The 22,765-nt window shown below is 42.7% G+C and carries 21 protein-coding genes and 2 tRNA genes; 17 read left to right on the forward strand and 6 right to left on the reverse strand.

What is annotated here, in order from left to right:
- Nucleotides 1–124: 124 nt before the first annotated feature.
- The 5 genes from ACO6S0_RS12740 to ACO6S0_RS12760 all read left to right on the forward strand — a co-directional run bounded on the left by ACO6S0_RS12740 (nt 125) and on the right by ACO6S0_RS12760 (nt 6,622).
- The gene (locus ACO6S0_RS12740) at nt 125–799 is read left to right on the forward strand and encodes a hypothetical protein (RefSeq protein ID WP_422348744.1); all 675 of its coding nucleotides are present in this window, start codon (nt 125–127) and stop codon (nt 797–799) included.
- A gap of 5 nt (nt 800–804) precedes the next feature.
- Nucleotides 805–1,494: a hypothetical protein gene (locus ACO6S0_RS12745; protein ID WP_422348745.1), complete on the forward strand. Its 690-nt coding sequence runs from the start codon at nt 805–807 to the stop codon at nt 1,492–1,494.
- A gap of 22 nt (nt 1,495–1,516) precedes the next feature.
- On the forward strand, nt 1,517–2,206 hold the full coding sequence (locus ACO6S0_RS12750; RefSeq protein ID WP_422348746.1) for a hypothetical protein: 690 nt from the start codon (nt 1,517–1,519) through the stop codon (nt 2,204–2,206).
- Nucleotides 2,207–2,452: 246 nt separating this feature from the next.
- Nucleotides 2,453–4,501 carry an LruC domain-containing protein gene (locus ACO6S0_RS12755; protein WP_422348747.1) on the forward strand — a complete coding sequence of 683 codons (2,049 nt, stop codon included), beginning with the start codon at nt 2,453–2,455 and terminating at the stop codon, nt 4,499–4,501.
- A 201-nt stretch (nt 4,502–4,702) separates the two neighbouring features.
- On the forward strand, nt 4,703–6,622 hold the full coding sequence (locus ACO6S0_RS12760) for an LruC domain-containing protein (RefSeq protein WP_422348748.1): 1,920 nt from the start codon (nt 4,703–4,705) through the stop codon (nt 6,620–6,622).
- A 56-nt stretch (nt 6,623–6,678) separates the two neighbouring features.
- Here the strand turns inward: ACO6S0_RS12760 and rpsT are convergent, their stop codons facing one another.
- From rpsT to proS, 4 genes are all read right to left on the reverse strand, one after another.
- On the reverse strand, nt 6,679–6,930 hold the full coding sequence (gene rpsT / locus ACO6S0_RS12765; RefSeq protein WP_073175882.1) for a 30S ribosomal protein S20: 252 nt from the start codon (nt 6,928–6,930) through the stop codon (nt 6,679–6,681).
- An 86-nt stretch (nt 6,931–7,016) separates the two neighbouring features.
- Nucleotides 7,017–7,088, reverse strand: a tRNA-Glu gene (locus tag ACO6S0_RS12770).
- 87 nt (nt 7,089–7,175) lie between these two features.
- A tRNA-Glu gene (locus ACO6S0_RS12775) sits at nt 7,176–7,247 on the reverse strand.
- Between the two features lie 119 nt (nt 7,248–7,366).
- Entirely contained in the window at nt 7,367–8,842 is a 1,476-nt protein-coding gene (gene proS, locus ACO6S0_RS12780) for a proline--tRNA ligase (RefSeq protein ID WP_422348749.1), read from the reverse strand.
- 95 nt (nt 8,843–8,937) lie between these two features.
- On the opposite strand from proS, the gene ACO6S0_RS12785 reads away from it, so the two are divergent.
- Entirely contained in the window at nt 8,938–10,317 is a 1,380-nt protein-coding gene (locus ACO6S0_RS12785; protein WP_422348750.1) for a hypothetical protein, read from the forward strand.
- Nucleotides 10,318–10,355: 38 nt separating this feature from the next.
- Complete coding sequence (locus ACO6S0_RS12790) at nt 10,356–11,855, forward strand: OmpP1/FadL family transporter (protein ID WP_422348751.1); 1,500 nt, start codon at nt 10,356–10,358, stop codon at nt 11,853–11,855.
- Nucleotides 11,856–11,905: 50 nt separating this feature from the next.
- On the opposite strand, the gene ACO6S0_RS12795 is transcribed toward ACO6S0_RS12790, so the two are convergent.
- Nucleotides 11,906–13,357 (reverse strand): T9SS type B sorting domain-containing protein, encoded by a 1,452-nt coding sequence (locus ACO6S0_RS12795; RefSeq protein WP_422348752.1) that lies wholly within the window; start codon nt 13,355–13,357, stop codon nt 11,906–11,908.
- 114 nt (nt 13,358–13,471) lie between these two features.
- Nucleotides 13,472–15,280, reverse strand: a complete 1,809-nt coding sequence (locus ACO6S0_RS12800; protein WP_422348753.1) for a T9SS type B sorting domain-containing protein — start codon at nt 15,278–15,280, stop codon at nt 13,472–13,474.
- A gap of 132 nt (nt 15,281–15,412) precedes the next feature.
- On the opposite strand from ACO6S0_RS12800, the gene folE reads away from it, so the two are divergent.
- From folE to ACO6S0_RS12850, 10 genes are all read left to right on the forward strand, one after another.
- On the forward strand, nt 15,413–16,093 hold the full coding sequence (gene folE, locus ACO6S0_RS12805; RefSeq protein ID WP_422348754.1) for a GTP cyclohydrolase I FolE: 681 nt from the start codon (nt 15,413–15,415) through the stop codon (nt 16,091–16,093).
- Between the two features lie 14 nt (nt 16,094–16,107).
- Nucleotides 16,108–17,589 (forward strand): cysteine--tRNA ligase, encoded by a 1,482-nt coding sequence (cysS, locus tag ACO6S0_RS12810; protein ID WP_422348755.1) that lies wholly within the window; start codon nt 16,108–16,110, stop codon nt 17,587–17,589.
- Nucleotides 17,590–17,608: 19 nt separating this feature from the next.
- Complete coding sequence (gene yidD, locus ACO6S0_RS12815; protein ID WP_422348756.1) at nt 17,609–17,836, forward strand: membrane protein insertion efficiency factor YidD; 228 nt, start codon at nt 17,609–17,611, stop codon at nt 17,834–17,836.
- Nucleotides 17,837–18,108: 272 nt separating this feature from the next.
- A complete protein-coding gene (gene lgt, locus ACO6S0_RS12820; protein ID WP_422348757.1) occupies nt 18,109–19,044 on the forward strand; it encodes a prolipoprotein diacylglyceryl transferase in 936 nt (311 codons plus the stop codon).
- A gap of 9 nt (nt 19,045–19,053) precedes the next feature.
- Entirely contained in the window at nt 19,054–19,545 is a 492-nt protein-coding gene (locus ACO6S0_RS12825) for a DUF192 domain-containing protein (protein WP_422348758.1), read from the forward strand.
- Nucleotides 19,546–20,070, forward strand: a complete 525-nt coding sequence (locus ACO6S0_RS12830) for a GNAT family N-acetyltransferase (protein ID WP_422348759.1) — start codon at nt 19,546–19,548, stop codon at nt 20,068–20,070. It abuts the gene before it with no gap.
- Between the two features lie 29 nt (nt 20,071–20,099).
- Entirely contained in the window at nt 20,100–21,344 is a 1,245-nt protein-coding gene (locus ACO6S0_RS12835) for an ATP-binding cassette domain-containing protein (protein ID WP_422348760.1), read from the forward strand.
- A gap of 7 nt (nt 21,345–21,351) precedes the next feature.
- Nucleotides 21,352–21,891, forward strand: a complete 540-nt coding sequence (locus tag ACO6S0_RS12840; RefSeq protein ID WP_422348761.1) for a DinB family protein — start codon at nt 21,352–21,354, stop codon at nt 21,889–21,891.
- On the forward strand, nt 21,888–22,406 hold the full coding sequence (locus tag ACO6S0_RS12845; protein WP_422348762.1) for a GNAT family N-acetyltransferase: 519 nt from the start codon (nt 21,888–21,890) through the stop codon (nt 22,404–22,406). Before ACO6S0_RS12840 ends, ACO6S0_RS12845 begins: the two co-directional genes overlap by 4 nt.
- A 10-nt stretch (nt 22,407–22,416) precedes the next feature.
- Complete coding sequence (locus ACO6S0_RS12850; RefSeq protein ID WP_422348763.1) at nt 22,417–22,740, forward strand: hypothetical protein; 324 nt, start codon at nt 22,417–22,419, stop codon at nt 22,738–22,740.
- The last annotated feature ends 25 nt before the right edge of the window (nt 22,741–22,765 follow it).

Genomic DNA, 22,765 nt, shown 5'->3' on the forward strand with positions numbered 1-22,765 from the left:
TTTCCATAATCATATAGAAAACCTTTGGGGCTCTCCCAAAGGTTTTTTTTGTTAAGGCATATTAAAGAAAAGACATATCTTTAGTAAAGTTTCCCCATACTATGAATACTAAAAATCCTTACAAATGAAAAACACACGAAAAGTAGGCCATGTACTTTTGGCAGCGATTTTCCTATTTATGGCATCCTGCAAGCAACAAACCAAATCATCGGAGGCTCCCGAAGAAATGCATCAAGAGGAGGCAGAGCCCGTAAAACCACCAAAAGGGATTATTTCCCTGGAAGAGTCAAAATCCCTATATGACAATTATTCCAGGAACAGGGTAGCTTTAATCCAAGAATTTGAAGCACAAAGAAGTCCTGATGAAAAGTTCGACCCTGCCAGGTATACCTCCTTTGACTATGCTACGATCAAACAATATATGGCCTATATAGAACAGGAAGCCAAAGGTGCCAAGGTGGATATCTCATCCATCAGGTTCTATTTTGCCAACTATCCCAATGAGGAAAAATTTCCTGATGGCGATAAAATTGTACATCCTAGGCAGAATTCCATTTTTATGGTTCCCACTATGAAGGTTGATGGAGAGGACTATGGATTTTACATTGGTGAGGATGGGCAAGCGAAACTTATCAAGGACGCCGTTGGTGCCAACAAAGGAATGGGATCCAACGAAGTCAAGAAAGATAGAGCCTATGCTGGTTTTGTCCCTATCGCTCCAAATCCTGCTTTTCAAAAAGGGGGAAGTCTTAACATGAATCATGGAAGTTCTGGCCCACCGCCCAACAACGATTTCTAGTTACCATGCCCCAAGCTTTATTGAACTTTCTTTCGGAACATTTTTATATTCCTTTATATCTGCTAACGTGGTTAATATCAGTATACGCATATAGAAGGTACTTTGATACCGCATTGAAGTACCTTCCCATACTGATAGCCTATACCTTTTTTACCGAGCTTTTAGGTTTTCTAATTAAAGAGAATTATCAATTTCAGTTTTTTTCCGAATCCAGATATGCATGGCATAATGTGATCATTTATAATATTTATCAGCTCATTTTTTTTCTGTTTTTCTTTAAGGTTTATTCCAAAGTAATTATCAGCAACCAAATTAGAACATGGATCAAGTATGGCAGTTATGCATGTGTATTGGCTTATATTGGCAATTCCATTTTTAAAAACCCCTTGCACAATCAACTGGCTTTTGGCCATGTTGTTGGATCCTTTATTTTGATAGCCATCATTGCAGTCTATTTTAGGCAAAAAGTTGAAGTGGAAAATCCTTATCCCAAATGGAGAAATCTCATGTTTTGGGTCAGTTTGGGCCTGGTTGGTTTTTATGTGCTATTCCCAGTAATTCTTATTGTAAGTCATACCAAATTTGATATTTACACCCAATTCTACTACAGAAACATCTTGATGGCATGTATCATAATGATGTATGCATGCTTCAATATAGGGTTCCTTTTGGCCAAGCGAAAAGCTTTCAGATAAATCTTCCTAACTTAGAAGGTAGATGATTGAAGAAATTCAAAACTTTCTTGCCGAAAGCTATTTCATTCCAATATACCTGGCTACTTGGATTGTGGCCATGTATAGGTATCGTAGATATTTTGATACGGTGATGCGGTTTTTTCCCATCTTCATCATGTATACGTTTTTGACCGAACTTCTGGGATATTTTATCAAATACCATGAAGAATATCAATTTTTTTCTGAACCGGAATATTCATGGCACAACGTAATTATTTACAATATATATTCCATTATCTCTTTCTCTTTTTTCTACTACATCTATTGGACGGTTCTTAAGCAACCCAAACATAGGGACATGGTCAAAAAAGGGGCTTTTGTAAGTTTATCGGGGTATTTGATCAGTGTTTTCTTTCAGGATCCGCTGCACTCCAATCTCTATTATGCCGACCTGATAGCATCCATCATCCTAATTCTCTGTGTTTGGATGTACTTTAAGGAAAAAAGAAGCGAGGAAAGCTCCTATCCCCTGTATCGTAGTCTGTTGTATTGGGTAAGTTTGGGACTGGTTATTTTCCATATTTTCTTTCCCCTCATATTCATTGCTGCCTACGAGATGCCTCAATTTTACTTCGCCTTTCACCTACATCAACTCTTGCTTGTTTTAATTGCAATAATGTACTTCCTTTTTATGGTCGGGTTCTTGATCGGGCAACGAAAAGCCTTTAGGTAAGATTCAAAATTTCCCATTGTTTCAAGCGGTTTTCACAACTTCCATATTCCGTTCATCGATTTTTTTATATGATTTTGTAAGTTTTTTCGTTCAAATTTGAATTGATATAAGCCGTCAGCAATTCATCGATATCATTAAACTATTGGTCGATACAAAATCGCTGGAAGCCTAAGACCTTCCAAAAGATGGTTTGTCAAAAATTAGTTTTACCATAATTGGACTGAAGATCCACCAAATAAAAATAAGATGAGACTGCCCCAAATTAAGTTGTCCTCTGTATGTATTCTATTGGCTTTGTGCTTAAATTCCTGTGTTAAGGATAGCTTGGACAATCCTACCAATCCAACTCCTGAGGGAACATCCCCAACACCTGAAGTTGAAGTCCCCATAGATGAACTTGAAATTACAGAACTTAAGATTCCTGCCAATTTTGATTTCGATACGGAAAAAGAGGTAACCCTGACCATCAATGACAACACTCCGAATGCAAAATACTATGTATATGCATACAATGACCAAGTAGTCTTGGGAGAGGAATTTGTGTTTCTAAATGAAGAGGAAGAGGAAGAAACAGGTGTAGAGGTGTCTGTGGACAATCTCAATCATTTGATTTTTAGCGGTATTCCATCCGGCGGAAGCTTGGAGCAGACTTTTGTGATTCCCGCCTATTATGAAAAACTCTACCTTAAACGAAAGGAAGGCTTTAAATTTTCTTCGGCCATTATAAATATTACGGGCAACGCCTTAACGTATAACTATATCCCAGATACAGGGAAAGGTGCATCGGCCAACAAGGCCATGGTTGAGGATTTTCTATACTGTGTTAATGGAAGTGGAGAAATGTTTCAGGTGGATCCGTTAACAGGTGCCTATACATTTATCTCAGATATGCCCATGGGGAGTTGGACCGCTGCCATAGATCAAGAAAACCAGTTGGTGTATTCCATTGGTCGCAGCAATCCCTATCCATTAATGAAATATGACATTGCCGCCGATTCTTGGACCACGGTGGGCGACTTGGGATTGGGTGGGCCACGACTCGACTACAACAAAAACGATGGCCTATTGTATTTTTCCACTCGGGATAAACTCTACACAGTCGACCCGCAAAACGCCAATATCCTGTCCAATTGGAACATTGTGGGCCTTCATAAGAAAAACGGTGGTGATCTTGCTTTTGCCGCAGATGGAACCATTTTCTTATGCTCTTTTTCAGGCCTTTATAGACTGGACGAAAACGGAAATGGAAATTACGATGCTATTCGGATAAGCGGGGAAGATCTCCCATTTTCACCCACTTCCATGACCTTTGACTCCAATGACGAATTGTGGTTGGCGGACAATGGAGGTAGCAGTAACCTTATTGTAATGGATACCCAAACTGGAGGATGGGAATACCGATATGGCCCTGCTTCCACCTCGGGTGTCAGTTTTGGACGAACCATCAATGACCTAACAACTTTTAGAGTATTTGATGAAGTTGCTGTAGATCCTGATACGGATGGTGATGGAATTACCGATAGCAATGACGATTTTCCCGAGGATGCGGACAAAGCTTTTGAGCAATTTACACCCAGTAAGTATGGATGGGGCACAGTAGCGTTTGAAGACCTTTGGCCCTATCTAGGGGATTACGATTTTAACGACACCGCCGTAAACTATAGGTTTGTCGCCGTTTTGAATTCGGACAATATGGTGGTACAACTCGATATCCATTTTGAGGTGAGCTCAGATGGAGCTGGTTTGACCAACGCCTTTGGAATCGAGTTTGAAAGTATTCCACCAAGCTTGGTTGAATCCGTCACGGGAACGGTTCTGAACGAAGGTTTTATCAACGTAGCTGCAAATGGTTTGGAACAAGGACAGGATCGGGCGGTAGTCATCCTATTTGACAATCATGAAACCATGCTCAATATCCCTAGCAAGGTTACCATCAATTTTACTACCCCAATTACCACCAACCAACTGGGAATAGCTCCTTTTAATCCCTTTTTAATTGTGGACCAGAATCGAGGGCAGGAAATCCATTTGCCCAATAGATTTAGAACAAGCTTGGGGGTTAATGATACCACCGTGGAAGGTGTAAACCTTGACTTGGATGGTAATTACAAAACCGATACAGGTTTACCCTGGGCCATTAACATTGTGCACAACTTTAAGCCTCCCAAAGAAAATGTTCCGGTCAATCAAGCCTACAATTACTTTAATCAATGGGCAAATTCTGGTGGAACGCTCTTTCAAGACTGGTACAAAGATTCCACGGGATATCGAAACGAATCCCAACTTCAGGATTAATTCTTACAGTTAAAAACAACATATAAACGCCCTCTTTTGGGCGTTTTTTGATGCAATGTCCCTTATCCATACCTTGCTAATTTGGGGTGGAAAATTAACTACACCACAGCTTTAACGGGTTTTACAACTTCGCAATGTCATTCATCGATTAAATCAATTGTTTTGTAGGTTTTTTCGTTCATTTAAGGAATGTTATGATGGATGAAAAGACCTAGATTTCTTAACATAATTACCATCTCGTTGGTGGTTCTGCTGAACCAAAGCTGTCTAAAGCAGAAATACGACAAATACCTGGAAGCTCTAGCCAGGGATTCTACCTTGGTAGAGGATCCTGTATTGGCTGAGCTAAAGTTTCCGGACAACTTCGATTTTAAGACGGAAAAAGTGGTGGCCATAAGTATTTCGGACAATACCCCCAATGTTGTTTACGAAGTTTATCCGCTAAGTGAGGAACTAACGGAAAGCTTGGATAGCATTACAGGTCCCTTGCCCCAAAGGTTGTTGGAAAGGGAACCTTTCAATGGCACTATTTTAGAAAACCTTACCGTTCCCTCCTATGTGGATGAATTGTTTTTGGTACGAAAGTCCAATAGTTCTGTGGATGACATAACCATCCAGATTATAGAGAACTCGGCGTCCTTTACTTTCAATGGCATCATAGGAAAAAACGGGAAGTCCAAGTCGCAAGCCAACTCTTCTAAAATGAATACGGACTGTTCCAATGTCTATGGTCAAAAGTTTTACGTTGACCTTGGAAATACGGTAGACACGAATGGTTCTGGAATACATACATTATCCAACATCCAGTTTCCCAAAAACAATGCAACGGCCATTATCACGGCTACGGATGTTGATGGAGTGGAATTTAAAAACAGATTTTCCCTGGCAGGAGGTGGATTTTCAACACCGATTTTTACTTTTTATGGTTTCAACTTTTGGATTAGCTCCAAAATTGATACCAATAATGATTCTGACGGTTATGTGGAGTTTGAAATGGACTTTGATACGCCCATCCAGCATGTATTGATGCATGTGAGGAGTGTGGATGCCTCCAGATATGAATTTGTTGGCACCCAACACACGGAAACACTTTTATCTGGGGGTAGTGAACTTGTTTACGACGAGGCAGATAGAATTTTAAGAGATAGTAACCCTGGCTCTCGATCTCACTACTACCGTGATGGTTATGGTACCATCCTTATCTCTGCAACTTCAGGTTCCTTTGACAAGATTGTTTGGCGAAGAACCGATGATCCTGGCACCAATACCCAAAACGACTCCAACTGGTTCACTTTTACCGAGGTGGAGTTATGTAATGATCAGGATGGGGACGGTGTCGTGGATTCTGTGGACGAATTTCCCAACGATGCTACCAAGGCCTATACGGTAACCTATCCTTCGGCTAGTTCCAAAGCTTCCTTGGTTTTTGAAGATTTATGGCCTTTTAGGGGGGATTGGGATTTTAACGATACCTCGATTGATTATTCCATTACCAGAATTTTCAATGCCAGCAATCAAGTGGTTGCCATAGACATTGATTATAGTGTTACTTCTGATGGAGCTGGTTTTGTGAACAGTTTTGCTTTTGAGATCAAAGGACTCAGTCCCAATAATGTTGCTTCCATAACGGGTCAACTTTTAGACCGCGATGTGTTCAGCTTGGACAATAATGGAACAGAACTGGGACAGACCCATGCCGTAATTCCGCTTTTTGATGACCATTCCATTATTGTAAACCAGGAAAACACGGTTAGTATTACGCTTATCAATCCCATATCGGAATCTGCGCTGGATCCTGCGCCTTTCAATCCATTTTTGGTGGCTAACGGGGAGCGGGACAAAGAAATCCATCTTTCCAATCACCAACCAACAGCATTGGGAGATGCACAACCTGAGGTAGAGGGCAATAACGCCGATACCGATGGTAACTATGCAACGGACAATGGCCTGCCATGGGTTATCAATGTGGTGGAATCCTTCCCTTTGCTATTGGAAAAGGAGCCAATTAATGAAGGATATCTATTTTTTGAGGAATGGGGAATATCTGGTGGTCAAAGTAGAAAGGATTGGTACAAAAACCTTCCCGGTTATAGGAACACTTCCAAGCTAAAGCAAAATTAATCCATAAAAAAACGCCCCTAAAAAGGGGCGTTGTTATATTGTAATGAGAAGTAAGCTTACATTGCCGCAACCTTGCTCATCAATTTGCTCTTCAAGTTAGCTGCCTTGTTGTTATGGATAATGTTGCGCTTTGCCAACTTATCAATCATACCAACTACAGTAGGAAGAAGTGTTTCAGCTGCTTTTTTATCCTCTTCATTTCTTAGCTTTTTGATTGCGTTACGAACCGTTTTGTGCTGGTATCTGTTGCGCAAGCGAACTGCTTCGTTTCTTCTGATTCTCTTTAATGCTGACTTATGATTTGCCATTATTTTAATTTAAAATAAATAATGAAAAATTGAAAATTGGCATACCCGCTTTTCATTTTCCATTTATAATTTACAGTTTTCAATAGTAGCCCGTAGGGGAATCGAACCCCTGTTACCAGGATGAAAACCTGGCGTCCTAACCCCTAGACGAACGGGCCGTTTTAATTTCCAATTCAAAATGAAAAATTCTTAGTTGAACCCTAGAAGATTCATAATTTGCCATTTTTAATTTTCCATTGAACTTGTAGCCCGTAGGGGAATCGAACCCCTGTTACCAGGATGAAAACCTGGCGTCCTAACCCCTAGACGAACGGGCCAATTTATTGTTTATGAACGTTTGCCTTTCAGAAATATGTAACCAAATGTCATTCAGGCGGGTGCAAAAATACAACTATTTTTAAGTCTTGCAACAGTAAATTTCTATTTTTTAAACCTTTTAATAAGCCTTGGCAAACAAGACCCTTTGTGTTGATGGCTTGCCGGTTACCATGCACTTACCATCTTCCTGAACAGGGTTCAACGGAATGCATCTTATGGTAGCTTTGGTCTCCTCTTTAATTTTGTCCTCCGTTGCTGTTGTACCGTCCCAATGGGCGGATACAAAACCTCCTTTTTCCTCAATTACTTTCTTAAAATCTTCATAGGAATCCACAGCTGTGATCCGTTCTTCCCTAAAATCCAATGCCTTCTTAAAGATATTTTCTTGGATTTCCGTCATCAAGGACTCAATTTTATCGATGACAGCATCTGCTTGCACTGTTTCCTTTTGAAGCGTATCCCTTCGTGCAACCTCAAAGGTTCCATCTTCCAAATCGCGTTGCCCAACAGCCAACCGCACAGGAACTCCCTTCAACTCATATTCATTAAACTTAAAGCCTGGTTTATGTGTATCCCTTTTATCATACTTAACGGAAATACCCTTTGCCCTTAGTTCCTTTACCAAAGGCTCCACTTTTTCGGAAATGGCATCCAATTGTTCCAATCCTTTGTAAATAGGTACGATAACCACTTGAATGGGTGCTAAATTTGGAGGCAGCACCAATCCATTGTCATCACTATGGGTCATGACCAATGCTCCCATAAGTCGGGTAGAGACTCCCCATGAAGTGGCCCATACATATTCCTGTTTACCCTCCTTATTGGCAAATTTCACATCGAATGCTTTGGCAAAATTTTGTCCCAGAAAATGGGAAGTTCCAGCTTGCAGTGCTTTTCCATCCTGCATAAGCGCCTCAATACAATAGGTTTCTTCAGCCCCTGCAAAGCGTTCGCTCTCCGTTTTGGTTCCCTTAATCACAGGAACACCCATATAATTTTCCACAAAATCCGCATAAACATGCATCATTTGCTCTGCTTCATCAAGCGCTTCTTGGCGGGTGGCATGCGCCGTATGGCCTTCTTGCCACAAAAATTCCGCAGTACGGAGAAACAGGCGTGTACGCATTTCCCAACGTACCACATTGGCCCATTGGTTCACCAAAATGGGAAGGTCCCTATACGATTGTATCCATTTTCTATACGTATCCCAAATAATGGTTTCAGAAGTAGGCCTTACAATAAGTTCCTCTTCCAACTTGGCATCTTCATCTACTATGATCCCGCTTCCATCCTCAGCATTTTTCAATCGGTAATGGGTGACCACCGCACACTCCTTGGCAAAGCCCTCCACATGACTGGCCTCTTTGCTTAGATAAGATTTTGGAATAAACAACGGGAAATAGGCATTCTCATGACCCGTCTCTTTAAACATTTTATCCAGTTGGGCCTGCATTTTCTCCCAAATGGCAAACCCATAGGGTTTTATGACCATACATCCCCTAACACCAGAATTTTCGGCTAAATCCGCCTTTACAACAAGTTCATTATACCATTTGGAATAATCCTCGCTCCGACTCGTTAATTTTTTACCCATCTACAGTAGTTTGGCACAAAACTTGTGACTTAATCTTCAAAAATAGTTCGGTAAAACTAACTATTTTTAGTATGTTCAACAATAAAAATTGTACGATGAAAAAGTCTTTACCCCGCCCCAAAATTCAAATGCTCGCCACATCTCTACTGGCAGCACTTTTTTTAGTCTCTTGTGGTACTTATCAGCAATCTTCCTATTATGAGGATGATGGTATTTATTCCAGTAGCAACCGAGTGGTAGGGGTTGAGAAGAGGAATGCGGAAGCGGTCAGGTTGGAAAAGCAGGAAAGTGATATTTACGGAGATTATTTTGGGCAAAAGGCGCAAGAGTACGATGAAATCCTGGAGGACGAAATCTTCACGGATATAGACAGCTACAGTAGTCAAATTAGTAATGACAGCATTCCTTTAGGGGAACAAACCACATACTTTGCGAATAACAATACCTATAATGGTAATCCCGGTTGGGGAGACAACCCAACCAGCGTATCCATAAACGTCTATGACAACAGCTGGGCCTGGGGTGGTCTCGGTTGGGGTTGGGGTTGGAACGACCCATGGCTCTGGAACGGCTGGGGCTGGGGAGGTTACGGCTGGGGCTGGGGCTGGAACAACCCTTGGAGATGGAACCGTTGGGGCTGGGGCGGATACGCCTGGGGCTGGGGCTGGAACAACCCATGGGGATGGAATCGTTGGGGTTGGGGTGGCTATTATGGCTACGGAAGACCTTATTACCACAGAGGATATTACAACCGTGGATACGGTTACGCCTATAACAGAGGCAGGAGAGGTTATACCAGTTCCGCAATTCCAGGTACAACCTTACGTGGCAGATCTAATCTTGCGGCAAGGCGAAGTGGATATGCCTCCAGATACAGGTCTAGTGCAGGACGTTCCAATGTGAGCAGAAGTGCAGCAACCGGAAGAAGTTCCAGAACCTATAGAAGTGGGGCCACAGCCCGGAGATCGGTTGGGACGGATGCGGTTGCAAGGAACCGAAGCTATAGAACAAGCCGAAGTACACGCACCACACCCAATTATAGAAGTTCAAGAACCTATCGTTCTTATGGTACATCACCCTCTACCAGAAGTAGTGGAACCTATAGAAGTGGGGCTACCCGAAGTGGAGCCAATAGAAGTGGAACTTACAGGAGTGGAAGCGTAAACAGAGGCTCATCAGGATACAGAACCCAAGGAAGAAGCACCCGAAGCTATCAATCATCTGGCAGAACGGCACCGAGGTCTAGCAATTATAGTAGATCCAGCAGCACCAGAAGAAGTTCCGGTAGTTACAGAAGCAGTGCACCTAGCAGAAGTTCCAGAAGTAGCGGCTATAGAAGTTCAGGAAGTTCCCGAAGCTCTAGCTACCGAAGTAGTGGATCTAGGGGAGGCAGCTATAGAAGTTCTGGCGCAAGCCGATCTTCCGGGGCGTCCCGTTCATCAGGGGGAAGAGGTAGAAGTGGCGGAAGACACTAAAATCCCATTGCACTTATTGTATTAACTAAATCAAAGAAATGAAACGATTCTTAACTTTCATCATGGTATTGGCATGCTTTGTTGCCAGTGGTCAAATTATTGACGATGTAGTTCGTTATAGTACGGAAAATACCCTTGGAACCGCGAGATTTCAGGCCATGGGCGGTGCGTTTGGCGCCTTGGGTGGAGATCTATCCGCTATCAATGTGAACCCGGCGGGTTCCGCAGTGTTCAACTACAGCCAATTCTCGGTCAACGGATCCAATTACAATAGAAACAATGATGCCTTTTTTGGTAGTAGCGTTCAAAACAGGGATATTAATTCCGTGGAGTTGAACCAGGCTGGAGGCGTATTTGTCTTCAAATCCTCCGACAGTCCTTGGAAAAAAATCGCCTTTGCTGTCAACTATGACATGGTTCAAAATTTTGACAACGAATTTTTTGCGGCAGGAAATACAACCCAGGGTGTTGACAACTACTTTTTGGAGTTTGCCCAAGGACAGGCTTTGGGCCCTTTAAGGGTTCAGGATGGGGAGTTCATAGAAGATGCCTATTTAGACATCGGCTCCAGTTTGGGTTATGGTGCGCAGCAAGCCTTTTTGGGCTTTCAGGCGGGTCTTATTGAACCTACTGAGGACGATGACGCCAATACGTCTTACTTTTCCAATGCCCAATACAATAGTGTAAATCAAGAATACCTGCAGAGTACCACAGGATATAACAGCAAATTCACCTTGAACTTTGCGGGTCAATACCAAGAAAATCTGTACCTGGGCGCAGCACTGAATTTTCACAATGTCATTTATGACCGATTAACGCTCTTGGATGAAAATGGCTATGACCAAGATTCCCCCGTCCAATTCACCACTTTTGACAATTTCCTACATACGGAGGGATATGGGTTTTCATTTAGCGTTGGGGCCATTGCCAAATTGAACGAGAACATACGAGTTGGCGGAAGTTATCAGTCACCCACTTGGTATGAACTGACTGATGACATTTCCCAACGTATCAATTCCTCTTTGGCGGTTTCTGATATCGATTTTATAAATTTTAATATTGTCAATGCTTTCGAAGAGTATCGCATCAAAACACCTTCCAAGTTAACTGGGAGCCTCGCTGTAATTTTTGGCAAAGATGGTCTACTGAGCTTTGATTATGGATATCAGGATATGTCCCAAGCAGAGCTTAGACCTACAACGGATCCCAATTTTGCATCCCAAAATGATGTCATCGCCAATGAACTGGGCGTAGTCAACAGCTATAGGGTTGGAGGGGAATATCGCATAGACCAGGTGAGCCTAAGAGCTGGATACCGATTTGAGGAAAGCCCCTATGAAAATGGTAATACCGTTGGGGATTTAACAGGATATTCTGGAGGTATAGGGTATAATTTTGGCGGGAGCCGGTTGGATTTGGCCTTTAGCCGATCCGAACAAGATGTCAATGAATTCTTCTTCGATGCCGGTATCAACAATTCTGCCTTGGTCAACAGAATAAACACCAACGTTACCCTGGGTTATACGGTTAAATTCTAACCTTAAAAAGTAAAAAAGAAAACAGGGCTGGGGAAATCCAGCCTTTTTCATTAGCGCACTAGGGAGAAATGTCTTCTTACCGAACGTGCCACCACAACTCCATTGTCATCACGATCATAATCCAATCGGAACCAATAATCTGAAGAGGGCATATCCCTTCCGTTAAAGGTACCATCCCACCCTGCGGTATTCGTTGGGAACTCCTTGAGCAATTTTCCAAATCGGTCGAAAATGAAGATTCTAGGATTGTCCAATTGCTCAACTCCTTCCACATTCCAAAAATCGTGAAAAGTATCGCCATTGGGAGTGAAAAACTTGGGATAACCCACAACCAAAAAATCTATGGGTTCGGAGGTTCCACAACCGTTTACATCATTAATAACAACGGAATTCATTCCCGGAGGAACATCCAGAAAGATTGGATCGGTCTGAAAATCCCCTCCATTCAAAGAGTATTCATAATTTCCATTGCCCACAGGCACAAACTCTACATTATAAGGGTCTGTTTGGTCACTATTGACCAAATCGTCGAGCACCACAATATCTATATCACCCGGTACAGGGGTTGCATAAAAGGTAATTAGAATGTCATCCGTAATTACAGTGGCAAAAGTGGTTTCTATGGTTACCCTGTATCGCCCTGAATTTGGACTGGTTACCGTCCATTCCGTTTGTGCTGGCCCGGTGGCCAAGACGGTTTCATAGGTACCATCATCATCTGCATCCAATTCCCAAGTAATATTGGCAATATTAGGTCCTGCTGGCGAATTCAATGCGCTCAATACAATGTCCGGGTCTCCTTCGCAGGCAATAATGTCCAAGCCCAAAAACTCGTCCCGTAGTGTACAGTCCAAAGCAGTATTTTGATCAGCATCTACCGAACTTCCCGTAAAGGTGAGTTGAAAAGGCTCTGGATCTCCATTAAAGTTGGTGTTGTAATTGTTGATGAACAGATAATACACCTCTCCGGCAATTACATCGATGTATTCATCGTAGGTATTCTGGCTTCCCACCACAAAGGGCGCCCCTTCCCTACCGTCTATGGGATTTACCCCAATTCCTGTAAAGTTGGTGTCGTTCACTTCATAATTGCAACGAATGGGCTGTGCGGAACCATTGCCCACCAGTGTACAGAAATTTTGCCCTGAGGTCTGATCAAAAGGGCCATATAGTGCAAAATCCAACTCGGAAGTAACAATTGTTCCCGAGGAGGGCAAAGCCTCAATATCAAACCCAATTTGCCCATCTGTCCCAGCCCTAAAAACATACCAAGAAGTGTTATTTTCTATATTGGCCGATGCCACACTTCCTTTTTCCAAACAACCTGATTGTGTAATGACCATAGGGTCAAAATCATCGATATCCCCGCTACCATCCGTTAAGGAGTTAATGGGCATATCCGCACAAATGGGTATAGCTGTTCTACAATCCGGAGAATTTTGGGAGGTTGCTACATTGAAGCTTAAAAGAAAACAACAAATAGCGCAAAATAGGGCTCTCATAGAATTTTGGGGCTATAGGGTTATTCTATAATAACCTCTATAACTCCAAAAAAACATGTTTTAGTATGCTTCAACGGAAAAATTGTACAGTTAATCGATAAAATGCAATCCCGACTATCTTCTCAATGAAAAATGGCTTTGCAAATGTTTGGCATATATGCGATTGCCGTCGGTGTCCAAATAGGACAATTTGAACCAGTAATCTGTTGAAGGCAAAGGCATTCCTTGGAAACTTCCATCCCATCCAGGGCTAAATTCAGTCATTTCCCAGAGTAGTTTTCCATATCGGTCATAGATAGTGACCACTGGTGAATCCAGCACCGAAAGGCCTTCAATCTGCCAAGTTTCATTAAGCACATCCCCATTGGGCGAAAAACTAGGCGAAAAGCCAACCACCACAAAGTTTTCCATCACTTCGGAACAACCATGTATGTCACGGGCGGTTACCGTATGGGCTCCAGGTAATACTTCATCAAAAATGGGATTGGTTTGGTAAGGTCCATCATCCAATCTGTATTCAAAGCTACCCTCTGCCTCATTCTGTATAGTCACTGTGTTGTTAGGTTTTATGTCTTCAAAATCAATATCAACCGAAATGATGGGAGTATTGGAAATAGCTGTACTTACCGTTCTGTCTATAGCACAATCCACTCCACCCTGGGAATGGGTAATTGTGACCGTATATTCCCCAGCTTGGGAAACCGTAATGCTCGGAGTAGTTTCTCCCCTGCTCCATAAATAGCTATAACCGGGGTTGGGAAGGGTTTCCCCAATAACAATCCCTGGCGAACCATCACAAAGCGTAGCTTCTGTAGGAAATGTGGGTTCTGGGGTTTCCACCGCGTTGAGGATAAAATGTTGTGAATCATCGTAGCAATCGGGGTTGGTACTGGATGTCAACCGTACATAAACAGTTTCCGATCCAGGAGCCTTTGCATACTGTTTGCCCAACGGATTTGCGCCTGAAGCTGCATCCCCTGAGCTAGCATGATAACTTACGATATACTCATTCGGATTTTGGGTTCCCAGCACTTCCGAATCCTTTGTTTGCAAATCAAAAACCATATCCTGGGTATGGCAAAAACCTTCGTCCATAACAGGTTCAGCAACAGGAATAGGGCTAAAAAAGGCCTGGACATCACTAATAATGGAGCCTGAGGAAGTGGCAACAACTACACGATACATCGCTGATGTTGATACCATCAAAGTTGGGTTGGTCTCTCCTAATATTGGAGCATAGCCGCTTCCCGTATCATTATACCACGTATAGCTTAAAGCACCCGTAGTGGTGGCATCCAAAGTAACCGTATCTCCTTCACAAGCCGCGATAGGAGACCCTAGCAGATTGTTGATAATAGAGCAGTCCAGGGCATCCGTTGGGTTGGTAGTCCATATATCTCCCGTAAATTGAACGGAAAAACCGGAATTGGAGTTGCTAAAATTATTGATAAACAGCATATAGTCTTCTCCGGGCATAACCTGCAACCAGTCCTCATAATGCACGGAGTTGGGATCCCCGGTAGGATCCTCTCCCACCCCTATAAAGCTTTTGGCGTCACTGTTGTCAAAGAAATTACAGCGAATTGGATCTCCCAGGTTGTTGCAGTCACTAGTCCTATATAAAGCGAAATCCCAATCCTCACTGCTGTCGTGCCCAATATTAAATCCCAATTGGCCAGAGGCATTGGTTCTAAACCGGTACCATGCGGAATTGGACTCAATACTGCCCGAAGTGGTCTGTTCCAAACATCCGCTTACCGTAACTCCACCAAAATCGTCAATCCCGTAACCATTGGTACCTCCGTTCACAGGAGTGTTGCTACATATGGGCACAGCATTCCCACAGTCAGGAACAACTTGGGTGTAAGCCATTTGACTGAAAATCGCAACAGCTATAAGCGTCATCGCCGATTTCAATATCATTTGCCATAGATTTTGGGCACTATAAAAATAAATGGGCTTTTCCCTTAACAATAATTTATGTTGTCAAACCGAGGCTAGCAGATGTTAAATAGGGCATTAATGTATATCTTTGCTTTCTTGAAGAAAGAGCAAATGAAACTAGAGCAGGCTTTGGAAGAGCAATATGAAGAAAGAGGCAACGACCATGTTGGCTCATCAACGGAAACCCCAATTAGGGATGATGCTTTTGTGTTGAGCGACGATGAAAAGATTGAACGCATTCAAAAAAGCGTTCGTGAAATCATGTTAACCCTAGGTTTGGACCTGGATGATGACAGCTTGAACGGCACTCCAAAAAGGGTGGCCAAAATGTTCGTACAAGAAATTTTTAGCGGACTTCATCCCAAAAGAAAACCAAAATCCTCCACCTTTAAAAACAAGTATAAATATGGTGAGATGTTGGTAGAGAAGAATATTGTGGTGTATTCTACCTGCGAACACCATTTGCTTCCCATTATTGGTAGGGCCCATATTGCCTATGTTTCCAACGGAACAGTGGTGGGACTTTCCAAAATGAACCGTATTGTGGATTATTATGCCAAACGTCCACAGGTGCAGGAACGAATGAACATCCAAGTTGTGAAGGAACTTCAGCGGGTTTTGGGAACGGAAGATGTAGCCTGTGTTATTGATGCCAAGCACCTCTGCGTCAATTCCAGGGGAATTCGGGACATTGAAAGCAGTACCGTTACAGCAGAATACGGGGGCAAATTCAAGGATGAAGCGGTTAGAAGGGAATTTTTGGACTACATCAACCTAGATACCGACTTTTAACATTCAACACATTCATGCAACTTTACAAAAGCCAGCAACTCAAAGTACACAATTCACTTTCGGGAAAAAAAGAACTGTTTGAACCTATCAACGAGGGCCATATAGGCATGTATGTCTGTGGGCCAACGGTGTATAGCAATGTACATTTGGGGAACTGCCGAACCTTTATGTCTTTTGACATGATTTTCCGGTATTTCAAGCATTTGGGCTATAAAGTTCGCTATGTCCGAAATATTACGGATGCTGGTCATTTGGAGAACGATGCGGATGAAGGTGAGGACAAAATCGCCAAAAAAGCAAAGCTGGAGCAGATTGAGCCCATGGAGGTGGTACAGCGATATACCGTGGATTTTCATAATACGCTACAACAGTTCAATTTTTTGCCTCCAAGTATAGAGCCAACAGCCACTGGGCATATTATTGAGCAAATAGAAATCATCAAGGAAATCATTGATAATGGATTTGCCTATGAAATCAATGGGTCTGTTTATTTTGATGTCATAAAATTCAACGAATCCAACACTTACGGAAAGCTAAGCGGAAGGAAACTGGAAGACATGATTGCCAACACTCGTGAGTTAACCGCCCAGAGTGAAAAAAGAAATCCCCAGGATTTTGCCCTTTGGAAAAAGGCGGAGCCACAACATATTATGCGATGGCCTTCCCCCTGGGGCGATGGCTTCCCAGGCTGGCATTTGGAGTGTACCGCCATGAGCACCAAATACCTGGGCGAGACCTTCGATATCCATGGAGGTGGGATGGATTTGAAGTTTCCGCATCACGAATGTGAAATAGCACAGTCCGAAGCCAGTAGTGGAAAATCCCCTGTGAAGTATTGGTTACACGCCAACATGCTTACCCTTAACGGGAAGAAAATGTCCAAATCCACGGGCAACAACATCTATCCTTCTGAGATTATCAATGGGGAGAACGATATTTTAAGTAAGGCCTACTCCCCTTCCGTGGTTCGGTTTTTTATGATGCAAGCCCATTACACCAGTATTTTGGATTTAAGTGATGAGGCGTTATTAGCCTCTGAAAAAGGGTATTACCGTTTGATGGACGGCATAGACAATGTTTCAAAATTGAGCACTGGTGCCTCTACTGATTTTGATGTAAAATCTTGGCAGCAGAAATGTTACGACGCCATGAACGATGATTTCAATACTCCAATTTTGATCTCACAATTGTTCGAAGCCGTAAAACATATCAATTTGATCAGGGAAGGAAAGGAAAATATTACCGAAGCGGATAAAACTTTGCTCCAAAACACCATGACTACCTTTGTCCATGAAATTTTGGGTATTGAGAACCAAGCTGCAACGGAAGACAATTCCCAAACCCTGTCTGGCGTAGTGGAACTATTGATTGGTCTGCGGAACGAGGCACGAGCCAATAAGGATTTTGCCACTTCGGATAAGATCAGGGATGAACTTATTGCCTTGGGCATTCAATTAAAAGATGGCAAGGAAGGCACCACATTTAGTCTAAAGTAACTGCGCACCCATTTAGGGAATGTCATTAAAGAAAATACTTATTGCCCCCTTTGTGCTTTTGGTACGACTTTACCAATTGCTGATCTCTCCGTTGACCCCAGCTACCTGCAGATATACCCCTACCTGTTCGGCCTATACCTTGGAAGCTTTGAAAAAACACGGTCTCTTTAAGGGCGGATGGCTCTCAGTGAAGCGTATTTTTAGCTGCCACCCCTGGGGCGGTAAAGGGCATGACCCGGTTCCGTAGGTAAGTTCAAGGTCAAAAATCAAGCTTAAGCTCAAAGTTCAAGTTCAAGTTCAAGTTCAAGGAACAGTAACAAGCAACTTCACCTTTCACCCTTTACCCTTAAACCCAACAAGTAGTCACCCAATTCGAACGTTCTCAAATTCTAGCATCCAAATCTCAAATTAAACTGCATGCTATTCACCAAAAAACCTATCAATGATTTATCTCAATTCTAACATCTAAAAGCGTAGCGGTCTAACTTCTTTAAGTATATTAGTCCAAAATTTTACCTTATGTACTTTTTAGGCTTTAACTGGAATCCGGATGGCACTTTGTTTCAACTGGGTTTTGTTCAGATCAAGTACTATAACCTACTCTGGATAGCCGCCTTTATAGCTGGATGGTTTCTGATGAAACGCATCTTTCAAAATGAAAACAAGTCCATGGAGAAATTGGATTCCCTATTTATTTACGGAATCGTCTCCATTATGTTGGGCGCTCGTCTTGGACACGTGATCTTTTACCAGAGTGATTTGTTTATCAAAGATCCGCTCTCCATTTTATTGCCCATAAGTACAGTTCCCGAGTTTCGATTTACCGGTTTTGCCGGTTTGGCTAGCCACGGGGCCACTATTGCGGCCATCATAGGCATGTGGCTTTACACCCGGAAATGGAAAGACATTAAGATGTTGTGGTTACTGGATAGGATGGCAGTCGTATCCGCCATTGGGGCGTGTTTTGTTCGTTTGGGGAATTTCTTCAATTCCGAAATCAACGGGAAGGAAACCGATGCCTCCTCTTTTATGGCCACCCGATTTATTCGTGACAGTCAAGATATGCCAGAAAGTGAAGCTATGCGGGTCACTGGGGAAAAAACCGCCAATGCCGCCTATAAGGCCATTGAAAACGACCCCCAATTTGCCAGCATTCTGGAGTCCATCCCCTTTAGATATCCCGCCCAATTGTATGAAGCCATTGGTTATGCACTCATTTTTGTGCTCTTGTATCTTTTGTATTGGAAAACAGAAAAAAAAGACAAGCCCGGATATCTCTTTGGGCTGTTTATGGTTTGCCTTTGGACGGTTAGATTTATTGTGGAGAGATTCAAAAGGGAACAAGGCGGGATCGAGGAAACCCTTGGACTTCTATCTACTGGACAATGGTTGAGCATCCCTATGATTTTGATAGGATTGTATTTCATGTTCAGACCCAATTCAGCTAAACAATAATCCATTGGAATGAGCAATTGGCGTAATATACTTTTTGTGTTGGTAGGTTCCGTGCTGTTCCTTGGTGCATGTAAAACGGAGTCCAAAAAAGAGATCAAAACCAAGACCATTACGTTTACCAAGGAAGGGGAATTGACCATTTCCAAACCCGAAACGGATTCCATAATCGCCCGTTTGGACATTGAAATTGCGGAAACCGATTATGAGACCCAGACCGGATTGATGTATAGGGAATCCATGGAGCAAAAACAGGGAATGTTGTTTATTTTCCCAAATGTGACGTATCACTCCTTCTACATGAAGAATACCCAATTTCCTTTGGATATCATCTATATCGATGAAAACTTGAAAATTGCAAGTTTTCAAAAAAATGCAAAGCCGTTTGACGAAAGTGGGCTTCCTTCGGAAGGCCCTGTGAAATTTGTATTGGAAATCAATGCAGGCTTGTCGGATAAATGGGGTCTTGAAGTGGGCGATACGGTTGCTTATTCACGAAATTAGATGGACAAACGACTCCTGGAAAACCAAAGTAGTGAGCGACTACTTTTCAGAAAGATTCAACTCTCAGATTTTGATGCTTGGCTACCGTTTTACAACAATCCAAAATCCACGGAATTTTGGGACGGGCTACCCTCGGATCCAATCCAAGCTTGTCAACAGCAGTTTGACCGTATTTTTGAACGATACGAGCACGGGCTGGGTGGTATGAATGCCCTGGTACTGAAATCTACCGGGCAATTGGTTGGTATTTGTGGCCTGTTGGTTCAGACTGTGGATGGAATTGAGGAGTTGGAAATAGGATACTCGATTCTACCTGAATTTTGGCTCAAGGGTTTCGCTTTTGAAGCCGCCAAGAAGTGCAAGCACTATGCATTTCAAAACCGGTTGACCGATACCTTGATTTCCATTATCCATGTGGATAACGTTCCCTCCCAAATGGTAGCCTTAAAAAATGGGATGGTTCTGGACAAGACCACTACCTACAAAGATAATCCTGTACACATTTTTAGGGTAAATCAGGGATAATTTCTAACTTAAAATCCTTTATTTGAGGTATGGACCAACCTAAAAACTACGCCGTACTTACCAGCAACACCTCAAAGACCAAGAATTTGGTCCACAACCTGTTAAATGGTCCATTGCCCAGTGGGTTTGAAGCATTGGAAAACAAATCGGGCTTGCTTTTTTCACGTTCGGAAATCCACCGCTTTATGGATGAGGAAGAACGGCATGATGTAAAAATCCTCACTCAAGACACCCAACAATCCCTAAAGACCATGAGCAGCGGCGAGCAAAAGAAAGCTTTACTCCGCCATTTGCTCTCCCAAAGTCCCGATTTTTTGGTTCTGGTAAACCCTTTTGACAATTTGGATATTGCCACCCAGGCAAGTCTTAGGGAGCAGCTCCTCACCATATCAAAAACCACGGTTTTGGTGCTGGTGGTAAGCAGACTGGGGGATATCCTCCCCATTGCTTCCAACTATTTCAAATTAGAAAATGGAAGTTTAAAAAGTTATACCGGTTCAGACGCCTTTTTTAAGGCCAATCAAAATACCGTCTTGGGATTCCAACTACCGATCCCCCCTCCTATCCAGCAAATCAAAGTGGAGTCCGAAGCCTTGGTGGAATTCAAAAACGTATCGGTCAGTTTTGATGGAAGGCAAGTATTGAACAACATCTGTTGGACCATAAAGCAGGAGGAATTTTGGCAACTTATAGGCCCCAATGGCAGTGGCAAGACCACCCTATTGTCCATGGTCACCGGAGACAGTCATAAAGGGTATGGTAAAGATTTAACCTTGTTTGGGCAAAAAAAGGGAAGCGGGGAAAGCGTATGGGATCTTAAAAGTAAGATTGGCTATTTTACTCCCGCCATGACCGATAAGTTTAATGGATACCATAGTGTGGAAAATATGCTGGTTTCCGGGTTTCATGATTCGGTGGGGCTATACATAAGACCGTCTGACCATGAAAAGCGAGTGGCCAAGGAATGGTTGAAACTTTTGGGGCTGGAACACAAAAAAAGCATGCAGTTTTTGGAACTGACACAAGGCCAAAAACGATTGGTGATGACCGCCCGTGCCATGGTAAAACATCCTCCGTTGCTCATTCTGGACGAACCAACCGCTGGATTGGATGACGCCAATGCGGCTCTGTTCATAGCCCTGGTGAACAAGATTTCCAACGAGAGCGATACCACCATAGTTTTTGTATCCCATAGAAAAGAGGTTGGATTGGAACCCCAATTTGATTACATTTTGGAAATGGGCGAATCCGGTTCTACAGGAAGCGTCAAATAAACCAAGAATGAAAAAGGAAGAAATCATTCAACAATTAAAGCAGAACCATCAAGCTTTTGCAAAAAAATTGGAAAGTCTAGGGAGCGAGGATTTTACCCGAATTCCTGGCCCTAAATGGACTGCAGGGCAACAGTTGGACCACATTCTGAAATCGGTAGTTCCTACAGCAAAAATTTTCAATACAACTCCCAAGGTCCTGGAGGAAAAATTTGGATTGGCCCAAAACCCAAGTCGTAGTTACAAAACATTGGTAGATGACTATCTGAAAGTTCTGGAAAACTTGAGGGATTTTGTGTTACCCGAGCGATTTGTCCCCACTAAAATCACCATTGAAAATCGAGAGCGAACGCTTTCAGAACTGCTAGCAGCAACAGAATCCCTAAATCAAGGACTTCATTTCTTTGACGAAGCAATTCTGGACTCACATGCAGTTCTTCATCCAGCCATGGGTAAGTTAACCTTACGGGAAATGCTGTACTTTACCATATACCATGTAACCCATCATGACCGTCAAATATTGGGGAATTTAGAAAAATACCCAGCATGATTCAATTGAGGGAGGCGCATACAAATGATGCAGCTGTTATTGCTTTGTTGGCTCGGATTACCTTTACCGAAACTTTTGGGCATTATTTTAGGGACCCAACCGATTTGGATCAATATCTCAACCGAACCTTTGGGGTTTCCAAGTTGCGCACTAGCCTATCCAAGCCCAATAATGTGTTTTGGCTGGCCTATGTGGATGAGCTCCCTATTGGCTATGCCAAACTAAAACGAAACTCTCCTTCCCCTTTTTTGAACTTGGATAAGGTTTGTCAACTGCAGAAAATCTATGTATTGAAGGACTTTTTATCCCAAAAAGTGGGGTTGGCACTCCAAGAGATTCTCTTGAAAAAAGCACAAGAAGAAGGTTTTCAAAAAATCTGGCTCTCGGTGCTCAAAGCAAATGAAAGAGCTATTCGGTTTTATACCAAAAACGGCTTTGACACCTTTGGTGACCATGGTTTTAGCATTGGCAAGGAAGATTTTGAATTTCAAGTCATGGCCAAGGATTTATCTTAAATTTGATGGTATGCAGGAAGAGGTTCTAAAAATTTATGATGAAGTTGTAGCCGTCAATCCCAATTTTGAGCGAAAGGGCAAAACCATGCCCTATACCTCCGCCAACGGATATATGTTTTCCCTACTGAATAAGGATGGGGAATTAGGTGTTAGGCTTTCCAAAGCGGACATTCAAGTCTTTGACCAAGCTTATGGGGCGCATCCGTTCAAATCCCATGGGGCCACTATGCGTGAATATGTTCTGATTCCCGAATCGCTATTGAAAGACAAGAGCCAACTCGGAGCATACATCCAAAAAGGTTACGAATATGTTTGTTCCCTACCCCCCAAATGAAAAAGCCATCTGAAAACAGACGGCT

Source organism: Flagellimonas sp., assembly GCF_965233845.1.
In the GTDB taxonomy this organism is placed as follows: domain Bacteria; phylum Bacteroidota; class Bacteroidia; order Flavobacteriales; family Flavobacteriaceae; genus Flagellimonas.

What these genes read in the sequence shown, in the direction of transcription:
- ACO6S0_RS12740 (WP_422348744.1), top strand. Translation starts at nt 125, where the DNA reads ATGAAAAACACACGAAAAGTAGGCCATGTACTTTTGGCAGCGATTTTC.
- ACO6S0_RS12755 (WP_422348747.1), top strand. Translation starts at nt 2,453, where the DNA reads ATGAGACTGCCCCAAATTAAGTTGTCCTCTGTATGTATTCTATTGGCT.
- ACO6S0_RS12800 (WP_422348753.1), bottom strand. Translation starts at nt 15,280, where the DNA reads ATGATATTGAAATCGGCGATGACGCTTATAGCTGTTGCGATTTTCAGT.
- ACO6S0_RS12785 (WP_422348750.1), top strand. Translation starts at nt 8,938, where the DNA reads ATGAAAAAGTCTTTACCCCGCCCCAAAATTCAAATGCTCGCCACATCT.
- ACO6S0_RS12840 (WP_422348761.1), top strand. Translation starts at nt 21,352, where the DNA reads ATGAAAAAGGAAGAAATCATTCAACAATTAAAGCAGAACCATCAAGCT.
- rpsT (WP_073175882.1), bottom strand. Translation starts at nt 6,930, where the DNA reads ATGGCAAATCATAAGTCAGCATTAAAGAGAATCAGAAGAAACGAAGCA.
- proS (WP_422348749.1), bottom strand. Translation starts at nt 8,842, where the DNA reads ATGGGTAAAAAATTAACGAGTCGGAGCGAGGATTATTCCAAATGGTAT.
- ACO6S0_RS12835 (WP_422348760.1), top strand. Translation starts at nt 20,100, where the DNA reads ATGGACCAACCTAAAAACTACGCCGTACTTACCAGCAACACCTCAAAG.
- ACO6S0_RS12750 (WP_422348746.1), top strand. Translation starts at nt 1,517, where the DNA reads ATGATTGAAGAAATTCAAAACTTTCTTGCCGAAAGCTATTTCATTCCA.
- ACO6S0_RS12745 (WP_422348745.1), top strand. Translation starts at nt 805, where the DNA reads ATGCCCCAAGCTTTATTGAACTTTCTTTCGGAACATTTTTATATTCCT.
- ACO6S0_RS12790 (WP_422348751.1), top strand. Translation starts at nt 10,356, where the DNA reads ATGAAACGATTCTTAACTTTCATCATGGTATTGGCATGCTTTGTTGCC.
- ACO6S0_RS12845 (WP_422348762.1), top strand. Translation starts at nt 21,888, where the DNA reads ATGATTCAATTGAGGGAGGCGCATACAAATGATGCAGCTGTTATTGCT.
- ACO6S0_RS12795 (WP_422348752.1), bottom strand. Translation starts at nt 13,357, where the DNA reads ATGAGAGCCCTATTTTGCGCTATTTGTTGTTTTCTTTTAAGCTTCAAT.
- ACO6S0_RS12850 (WP_422348763.1), top strand. Translation starts at nt 22,417, where the DNA reads ATGCAGGAAGAGGTTCTAAAAATTTATGATGAAGTTGTAGCCGTCAAT.
- ACO6S0_RS12760 (WP_422348748.1), top strand. Translation starts at nt 4,703, where the DNA reads ATGAAAAGACCTAGATTTCTTAACATAATTACCATCTCGTTGGTGGTT.
- ACO6S0_RS12830 (WP_422348759.1), top strand. Translation starts at nt 19,546, where the DNA reads ATGGACAAACGACTCCTGGAAAACCAAAGTAGTGAGCGACTACTTTTC.
- lgt (WP_422348757.1), top strand. Translation starts at nt 18,109, where the DNA reads ATGTACTTTTTAGGCTTTAACTGGAATCCGGATGGCACTTTGTTTCAA.
- folE (WP_422348754.1), top strand. Translation starts at nt 15,413, where the DNA reads ATGAAACTAGAGCAGGCTTTGGAAGAGCAATATGAAGAAAGAGGCAAC.
- ACO6S0_RS12825 (WP_422348758.1), top strand. Translation starts at nt 19,054, where the DNA reads ATGAGCAATTGGCGTAATATACTTTTTGTGTTGGTAGGTTCCGTGCTG.
- yidD (WP_422348756.1), top strand. Translation starts at nt 17,609, where the DNA reads ATGTCATTAAAGAAAATACTTATTGCCCCCTTTGTGCTTTTGGTACGA.
- cysS (WP_422348755.1), top strand. Translation starts at nt 16,108, where the DNA reads ATGCAACTTTACAAAAGCCAGCAACTCAAAGTACACAATTCACTTTCG.